The following is a 421-nucleotide window of genomic DNA, read 5'->3' as shown; positions in this document are numbered from 1 at the left end:
CGCCAAGCCCGGCATTCCCGTCAGTCCGACCTTGTACGGCCTGATGACCGAGGAAATCAACTATTCCTACGATGGCGGCTTGTACGCGGAACTGGTGCGCAACCGCGTCTTCAAGGACGACGACAAGACGCCGGTGCACTGGTCGGTGGTGCAGGATGCCGGCGGCAGCGCCGCGATCGCGCTCGACCAGCGCTTTCCCGTCCCCGCCACCGCCCTGACCACCAGCCTGCGCCTGGACGCCGCGCGCGCCGCGCAGGGCCACCGGGTCGGCATCGCCAACACCGGCTACTGGGGTATTCCGGTCAAGCCGAACACCCGCTACCGCGCCAGCTTCTACGCCAAAACTGCCGGCGCGGGAGGCGTGCCGCTGACCGTCAGCATCGAAGGCACCGACGGCAAGACCGTGTACGCGCAGGCCGAG

1 pseudogene is annotated in these 421 nt (G+C 68.4%); it reads left to right on the top strand.

The annotated features are described in order from the left end of the window. Positions 1-421: pseudogene (locus ASC93_RS14120) on the top strand (hypothetical protein); the annotation flags it as partial.

It is taken from the genome of Massilia sp. Root335, assembly GCF_001425685.1.
In the GTDB taxonomy this organism is placed as follows: domain Bacteria; phylum Pseudomonadota; class Gammaproteobacteria; order Burkholderiales; family Burkholderiaceae_D; genus Telluria; species Telluria luteola.
The sequence above is the reverse complement of the archived record's forward strand: the minus strand, read 5'-3'. Positions and strand labels throughout refer to the sequence as shown.